Source organism: Achromobacter sp., from assembly GCF_049647645.1.
Lineage (GTDB): Bacteria > Pseudomonadota > Gammaproteobacteria > Burkholderiales > Burkholderiaceae_B > Achromobacter.
This window is the reverse complement of sequence record NZ_JBARYB010000126.1, coordinates 1-7,329: the sequence shown is the minus strand read 5'-3', so window position 1 is coordinate 7,329 and position 7,329 is coordinate 1. Positions and strand designations below refer to the sequence as shown.

The 7,329-nt window shown below is 64.6% G+C and carries 7 protein-coding genes; 2 read left to right on the top strand and 5 right to left on the bottom strand.

Going from position 1 to position 7,329, the window contains the following annotated elements; translation table 11 throughout:
* The 5 genes from WBB14_RS14985 to WBB14_RS14965 all read right to left on the bottom strand — a co-directional run.
* Nucleotides 1-964: branched-chain amino acid ABC transporter permease (locus tag WBB14_RS14985; protein WP_424240525.1), on the bottom strand; the 964-nt coding region annotated here is incomplete at its 3' end.
* Complete coding sequence (locus tag WBB14_RS14980; protein ID WP_424240524.1) at nucleotides 964-2,187, bottom strand: ABC transporter substrate-binding protein; 1,224 nt, start codon at nucleotides 2,185-2,187, stop codon at nucleotides 964-966. The genes WBB14_RS14980 and WBB14_RS14985, both read right to left, overlap by 1 nt.
* 179 nt (nucleotides 2,188-2,366) lie before the next feature.
* A complete protein-coding gene (rpmG, locus tag WBB14_RS14975) occupies nucleotides 2,367-2,534 on the bottom strand; it encodes a 50S ribosomal protein L33 (protein WP_003810296.1) in 168 nt (55 codons plus the stop codon).
* A 37-nt stretch (nucleotides 2,535-2,571) separates the two neighbouring features.
* Nucleotides 2,572-2,808 carry a 50S ribosomal protein L28 gene (gene rpmB / locus WBB14_RS14970; protein WP_013395424.1) on the bottom strand — a complete coding sequence of 79 codons (237 nt, stop codon included), beginning with the start codon at nucleotides 2,806-2,808 and terminating at the stop codon, nucleotides 2,572-2,574.
* Nucleotides 2,809-3,162: 354 nt separating this feature from the next.
* Nucleotides 3,163-4,311 carry a Bcr/CflA family multidrug efflux MFS transporter gene (locus WBB14_RS14965; RefSeq protein WP_424240526.1) on the bottom strand — a complete coding sequence of 383 codons (1,149 nt, stop codon included), beginning with the start codon at nucleotides 4,309-4,311 and terminating at the stop codon, nucleotides 3,163-3,165.
* A 204-nt stretch (nucleotides 4,312-4,515) separates the two neighbouring features.
* Between WBB14_RS14965 and WBB14_RS14960 the strand changes: the two genes are divergently transcribed.
* On the top strand, nucleotides 4,516-5,778 hold the full coding sequence (locus WBB14_RS14960) for a class I SAM-dependent methyltransferase (protein WP_424240523.1): 1,263 nt from the start codon (nucleotides 4,516-4,518) through the stop codon (nucleotides 5,776-5,778).
* A gap of 517 nt (nucleotides 5,779-6,295) precedes the next feature.
* Entirely contained in the window at nucleotides 6,296-7,297 is a 1,002-nt protein-coding gene (locus WBB14_RS14955) for an ABC transporter substrate-binding protein (protein ID WP_424240522.1), read from the top strand.
* The last annotated feature ends 32 nt before the right edge of the window (nucleotides 7,298-7,329 follow it).

The following is a 7,329-nucleotide window of genomic DNA, read 5'->3' as shown; positions in this document are numbered from 1 at the left end:
GGCGGCGGCCGGCCGGGGCGATGGGGCGCTCGGGGGCGGCGGCGTGGGACGCGGGTTCCGGCGGCTTGCCCAGCAGGCCCCAGGGGCGTACCACCAGCACCACGGCCATCACGGCGAATTCGGCCAGCAGCGTGAGCTTGGACAGGTTGAACAGCCAGGGGCCGATCTGCACCTGCCCCAGGAATACGAACAGGGCTTTGACGGAGCAGATCAGCAGGGCGGCCAGGAAGGCGCCGGGAATCGAGCCCAGGCCGCCCACCACGACCACCACGAAGGCGCTGGCGATGATTTCCAGGTCCAGGCCGAGCGTGGCGGGTACGCGCGGCGCCGCCAATGCGCCGCCCAGGCCGGCCAGGAAGGCGCCCAACGTGAAGGCGGAAGTGAACAGCCAGGCCTGGTTCACGCCCAGCGCTGCCAGCATCCTGCGGTTTTCAGCCGCGGCGCGCAGCAGGCGGCCCCAGCGTGTGCGCATCAGCAGCAGCCACAGCAGGCCCAGCACCACGGGGCCGGTGGCGATCAGCAGCAGGTCGTATTCGGGATAGCGGCGGCCCAGGATCTGCACGGCGCCGGACAGGCCGGGCGCGCGCGCCGCGAACAGGTCTTCCGGCCCCCAGATGGCCAGCGCCGCGTCGCCGATGATGAGCACCAGCGCAAAGGTGGCCAGCAGCTGGAATAGTTCGGGGGCCTGGTACAGGCGCCGGAGCACCAGCCATTCGGCGGCCGCGCCGATGAGGCCGGTGGCCAGCGCCGCCAGCAGCAGTCCGGCCCAATAGCCCGCGCCGTCGCCGAAATAGCTGGTGAAGGTCCAGGCCAGGTAGATGCCCAGCATGTAGAACGAGCCATGCGCGAAGTTGACCACGCGCGTGACGCCGAAGATCAGCGACAGGCCGGCGGCGACCAGGAACAGCGCGCTGGCGTCCGCCAGTCCATTGAGCAGCTGCAGCAGCAGCCCGGACAGGCTCATCAGTGCGCCGGACGCATCTTGCGCACTTGCTCGTCAGGCGGCTGCAGGCGGGCGCCGTCGATGTAGGCGAAATCCTTCATCACGCCCTTGCCGTCTTCCACCGCGGTCACGCCGACATATACGCCCATGGTCGACTGGTGGTCGATCTTTCGGTACTGGATCGGGCCGTAAGGCGTGTCCACCTTCAGGCCGGCAAAAGCGTCGACCAGCTTTTCGGTGTCCACTTCGCCCGCCGCCTTCAGGCCCTGGGCGATGGACATGAGGGACGCGTAGCCCACGACCGAGCCGACCTTCGGCGTTTCGTTGTAGCGCTTCTTGTAGGCTTCGACGAAGGCGTTGTTGGCTGGGGTATCGATGGCGTACCAGGGGTAGCCGGTGACGATCCAGCCGCTGGGCGTATCGGCGCCCAGCGGCTCCAGGTATTCGGGTTCGCCGGACAGCACCGACACCACGGCGCGGTTTTCGAACAGGCCGCGGGTATTGCCTTCGCGCACGAAGCGGGTCAGGTCGGCGGCGAACAGCACGTTGAAGATCGCGTCGGGCTTGGCGTCGGCCAGCGCCTGCACCACGGCGCCCGCATCCACCTTGCCCAGCGGCACGGCCTGCTCGGCGACGAACTCCACGTCGGACTGGAACGAGGTCATCATGGCCTTGAAGGTGGCCACGGCGGACTGTCCGTATTCATAGTTGGGGTAGACGATGGCCCAACGCTTCTTGCGCAAGGCCAGTGCCTTGGGGGCCAGCGCCGCCACGTGCATCCAGGTGGACGGGCGCAGGCGGTAGGTATAGCGGTTGCCGTCCTGCCAGGTGATCTTGTCGGTGAGCGGCTCGGCGGCCAGGAAGAACACCTGCTGCTGCTTGGCGAAATCGGTAAGCGCCAGGCCGGTATTGGACAGGAAGCCGCCGAACAGCAGCTCGACCTTTTCGCGGGCCAGCAATTCCTGGGCCGCGCGCACTGAATCGCCGGGGTTGCCGTTGTCGTCGCGCGAGATCACTTCCAGCTTCCTGCCCAGCACGCCGCCGCTGGCGTTGACCTCTTCCAGCGCCAGTTGCCAGCCCTTCTTGTACGGGCCGAGGAAGGCGGGGATCGCCTTGTAGCTGTTGATCTCGCCGATGCGGATGGGCGGCTCCTTGTCCTTGGCCGAGGCGGCGGGAGTCAGCGCCAGGGCCAGGAGTGCCGGCGCCACGGCGCGGCGCAACAGGGTAAGGCAGGGACGGAACATGGCAGGTATCGGATGGAGAGGGATCAGGCGCTTGGGGGGCGCGGCGGATGACAGCGGCCCAATTGGAACATGGGCCTTCGCCCCGGGGCAATAGACAGGGCCCCCGTGACGCGCGGACCTGGAAATGAAAAAGGCCCTGCGATGCAGGGCCTCTTCGTCTTCCAGGAAAACCGGCTGAATTACTTCAGCTTGGTTTCCTTGTAGTCAACGTGCTTGCGAGCGACCGGATCAAACTTCTTGATCAGCATCTTCTCAGGCATGTTGCGCTTGTTCTTGGTGGTCGTGTAGAAATGACCCGTGCCGGCAGTCGACTCGAGCTTGATCTTTTCGCGGATACCTTTGGCCATGTCGTGCTCCTAGTATGTAGATTGGCGGGGAGGCCGATTAGGCCATTTCGCCGCGGGCACGCATTTCGGCCAGCACGGCGTCGATGCCGTTCTTGTCGATCGTGCGGATGGCCTTGGCCGAAACACGCAGGCGGACCCAGCGGTTTTCGCTTTCAACCCAGAACCGGCGCGATTGCAGGTTGGGCAGGAAGCGACGCTTGGTCTTGTTGTTTGCGTGCGAAACATTGTTGCCCACCATCGGGCCTTTGCCGGTCACTTGGCATACGCGTGCCATGGATGCACCTCTTTAGGTCATTCTTTTGTCGCGCATCGCTTGGGGGGTAGACAGGGTTTCAGCCGCCGGGCTGTACAGGCGCTTGCGCTGCCTTTGCCGGCCACCCAGTCTTAGTGGATGAGGGGGGGATCGGAATGGCCGTTAAAGCCCAGTCTGGTCCGCCCCAGTGCTTATACCCGCTGCCTGCCACCCGCGGAATTCTTGGAAGAATCTCTGGAATTCCTGGGGAATCGCCAGACGCTGCGCGGTTGGGGTCAGAGTGCTGAACTACAAAGCATAGTAGTCCGGCACGGGAAACTTCATGTGAAGACTTAGATTCTAATACGAAAACCGTAATTAAATCAAGCAGGCAGGCTAGCTGGCGTGCGATCGCGCCACGCGGCCCGAGATCCAGGACAGGCAGGCGCAGGTCGCCAGCGTGGTCGTCAGGGGCAGGGCGCTGTCGCTTTGCCAGGCGCTGACGGCAAAGCCGGCCAGCGCGCCGCAGGACAGTTGAAGCGTCCCTAGAAGCGCGGACGCGGCGCCCAGCCGCTTGCCCTGGTCCGACAGCGCCAGCGCCGCCGAATTGGGGTTCACGAAGCCCTGGCTGCCCATGTAGCAGATCAGGCACAGCATCAGCAGCGGCAGCGTCATCCAGCCAGCCAGCGTCAGCGCGACCGCGGCCAGGCTGGCGCAGGCCAGCGCGGTCAGGGCGCGGCGCTGCAACTGGCGCGGCGTGTGGGTACGCAGCAGGCGGGCGCTGATCTGCGAGCAGACGATGAGCGACAGCGCATTGGTGCCGAACAGCAAACCGTAATACTGGGGTTGCACGCCGTAGAGCTCGATGAAGACGCGCGGCGAGCCGATGATGTAGGCGAACATGCCCGCCTGGCCGAAGCCGCCGGCCAGGCTGTGCGACATGAAGCCGCGATGGGCGAACAGGTCGCGGTAATTCCGCAGTATGGTTTCCCAACGCAGCGGCACCACGCGCTCGGGCGCCAGCGATTCCTTCATGATCAGGATGACGGCCGCCATCAGCATCGCGCCGCCGGCCAGCATGACCCAGAACAGGCTGCGCCAAGAGGTTATGGCCAGCAATTGGCCGCCTGCCAGCGGCGCGAGGATGGGGGCGAGGCCCATGATGAGCATCAGCAGCGACATGGCGCGCGCGGCTTCATGGGTTTCGTAGTGGTCGCGGATGACCGCGCGCGGGATCACGATGCCGGCGGCGCCGCCCATGGCCTGCACCACGCGCCAGCCGGTCAGCGCTTCGACCGACCCCGACAGCGCGCAGCCCAGGGAGGCGATCATGAAGAGCGTCAGGCCCACCAGCAACGGCGGCTTGCGGCCATAGCGGTCGGCCATGGGGCCGTAGAACACTTGCGCCATCGCCAGGCCGATCAGGTAGGCGGCCAGCGTGCGTTCGACATCGCCCCGGGACACGCCCAGGTTGGCCGCGATCGTGGGGAATGCGGGCAGGTACATGTCGATGGCGAACGGACCGATTGCGGTCAGCGCGCCCATGAGTATCAGCCAGCCGGGCAGGCCGCTGCGAAAAGACTGTGATGGGGGCATGTGGATTGCGGGGTGCGCAGTGACAGGGCCCGGATGCGGTTTGTTGCACGTTTTGGGCCAAGTAGACGACTGTATCACGGGCAACCTTACAAGCAAATTTCAGGTTTTTTCCGATAAAGTCATTGCCGTCCGTACGTATCCAGAGGAGTGGTCGTGAGTCCTTTGTTGAGTGTTGTGGAACGCAAACTCCAGGCCCTGCCGGTGCCTGTCCAGCTGGTATTGCCCGACGGCACCACTTTGGGGCCGCCCGAGCCCCGCGTCCGTTTCGTCGCGCATGACAAGACCGCGCTGGCGCACCTGGCCGAAGGCGCGGTAGGCGTTCTGGGGCAGGATTACGTCGAAGGCCGCATCGACATCGAAGGCAATATGCGCGATGTCATGGCGGCGGCGTCGGCGCTGCTGCCGGGGTCGCCGGTGGACGCCGCGCGCGGCGGCTGGCTGACCGAGCTGGTGCGCAAGGTGGTGTCGGTCTGGCGCCACTCGGTCGAGCGCGACGCCAAGCAGATCGAGTTCCACTACGACCTGTCGGACGATTTCTACGCGCTCTGGCTGGATCCGCGCCGGGTCTATTCCTGCGCCTACTACCGTGAGCCGGGCATGACGCTGGCGCAGGCCCAGGAAGCCAAGCTGGACCATATCTGCCGCAAACTGCGCCTGCGCGAAGGCGAGCGCTTCCTGGACGTGGGCGCCGGCTGGGGCGGGCTGCTGCTGTGGGCGGCCGAGAACTATGGCGTGGACGCCACCGGCATCACGCTGTCGCGCAACCAGCATGCCTATGTCAGCAAGCTGATCCAGGAGAAGGGGCTGGCCGGGCGCGTCCGCATGGAACTGCTCGATTACCGCAAGCTGGACGAATCCGCGCCCTATGACAAGATCGCATCGGTCGGCATGTTCGAGCACGTGGGGCGCGCCCAGCTCGAAGGCTATTTCGCCAAGCTGCGCCACCTGCTCAAGCCGGGCGGACTGATCATGAACCATGGCATTACCGCGGCCGGCGTCTACAACGCCGAGCTCGGCAACGGCATGGGCGAGTTCATCGAGAAATACATCTTCCCGGGCGGCGAGCTGACCCACGTCAGCGTAGTGATGGAAACCCTGACCAACGGCGGGCTGGAAGAGGTGGACGTGGAAAACCTGCGGCCGCATTACGCGCGCACCTTGTGGGCCTGGAGCGATGCGCTGGAGGCGCGCCTTTCTGACGCGGCGCGGATCCTGGGCGGCGAGCAGGGCGAGCGCTCGCTGCGGGCCTACCGCCTCTATCTGGCCGGCTGCGCCATGGGGTTCGAGCATGGCTGGATAGCGCTGCATCAGATCCTGGGCCAGCACCCGGCGACGGGGCGGCCCGACGAGCTGGACGATCCGCCGGACCAGGCCTATCCATGGCACCGGGACTATATGTACGGCAAGAACGGATAGCGGCCGGCAAGCGTCCACGGAGTGGCCGCTGCAAAAGGGAAAATGACGGCGGAAACCCGCCGGAAGGTGTCCGCGCAACGGCCGGATCAGGCAATTTCGGCCATTTTGAAACCGCTAAAGCGTGTAGATACGAATCTATTTTTAACTAAATGTATCTTCGCCCTTGAATCAAAATCCCTTAGGGGAATTTGCCATTCCACCCCCTGCGGATGCGGGTATTCCCGGACCATTATTTCCCGAAATGTATCTGATTCATTCCGGCGCGGGGTTGGGTTGAGCATCAATTTCGTTTAAGATGCTGGCTTCTTCGTTCAGTTTGTTCACTTTCTGTGGGTTTTCAAAAACTGCGTTTTTGAAGCTCCTGTCTTGCAAGACGACGCACCCTCGCGGACCGTCTTGTTGCTAGTGTCGGTTTGTATTGGCGGTTCTGCCCGTCTTCCGCACAACCCCCTTAGCTCCATGGCACCTCCGGGCCCAAGCCTGGCGTGTGTGCCTGAACCTATGGAGGCAAAAGCCAATGCGTTTTACCCCTGTCAAGACCCTGGCCGCCGCGGCTGTGTTGTTCGCCTTCGCCGGTGCGGCCCAAGCCGCCGACGCGGTGCAGTGCGAAATCAAGCGCCCGGTCAATTTCGGCGCGATGAACTGGGAATCCAACCTGGTTCTCGTTGACGTCGAACGTTTCATCATGGAAAAGGGCTACGGTTGCAAGACCGAAACCCTGCCCACCGAGACCCTGCCCGCCCTGGCCGCGCTCGAACGCGGCGATCTGGATATCAACACCGAGATCTGGCTGAACAGCGTTGCCGAACCCTGGGACCGCGCCGAGAAGACCGGCAAGGTCAAGCGCATCGGCGACCTCTACATGGGCGCCGAGGGCTGGTACATCCCGCGCTATACGGCCGAGCGTCTGCCCGAACTCAAGTCCGCGGCCGACCTGCCGAAGTTCAAGGACAAGTTCAAGGATCCGGAAGAGCCCGGCAAGGGCCGCTTCTACGGCTGCCCGGCAGGCTGGGGCTGCGAAATCACCAGCAATAACCTGTTCCACGCCCTGAAGCTGGACGACTCGTACACGCTGTATTCGCCCGGCACGGGCGCGGCGCAGAAGGCGGCGCTGATGTCGGCCTACAAGCGCAAGCAGAACGTGGTTTTCTACTACTGGTCGCCGACGCCGCTGGTCGGCGCGATGGACCTGGTCAAGCTCGACATGCCGCCCTACGACGCCGAAAAGCACAAGTGCCTGACGTCGCCCAAGTGCGCCAAGCCTGAGCCCAGCGCCTATCCCGACAATCCCGTCTTCACGGCGGTGAACACCAAGTTCTCCGAGGAAGCCCCCAAGCTCACCGAATTCCTGTCCAAGGTCTCGGTGCCGCTGCCGGTGATCAATGAAACCCTGGCCCACATGGAAGAGTCCGGCGACGAAGCCAGCGCCGTGGCCAAGTGGTTCCTGAAGAGCAAACCCGACGTCTGGACCAAATGGGTCCCCGCCGACGTCGCCGGGCGCGTCCAGAGCGCGCTTTAACCCGCCATGAGCCTGGCTGCGCGCCCCTGCGG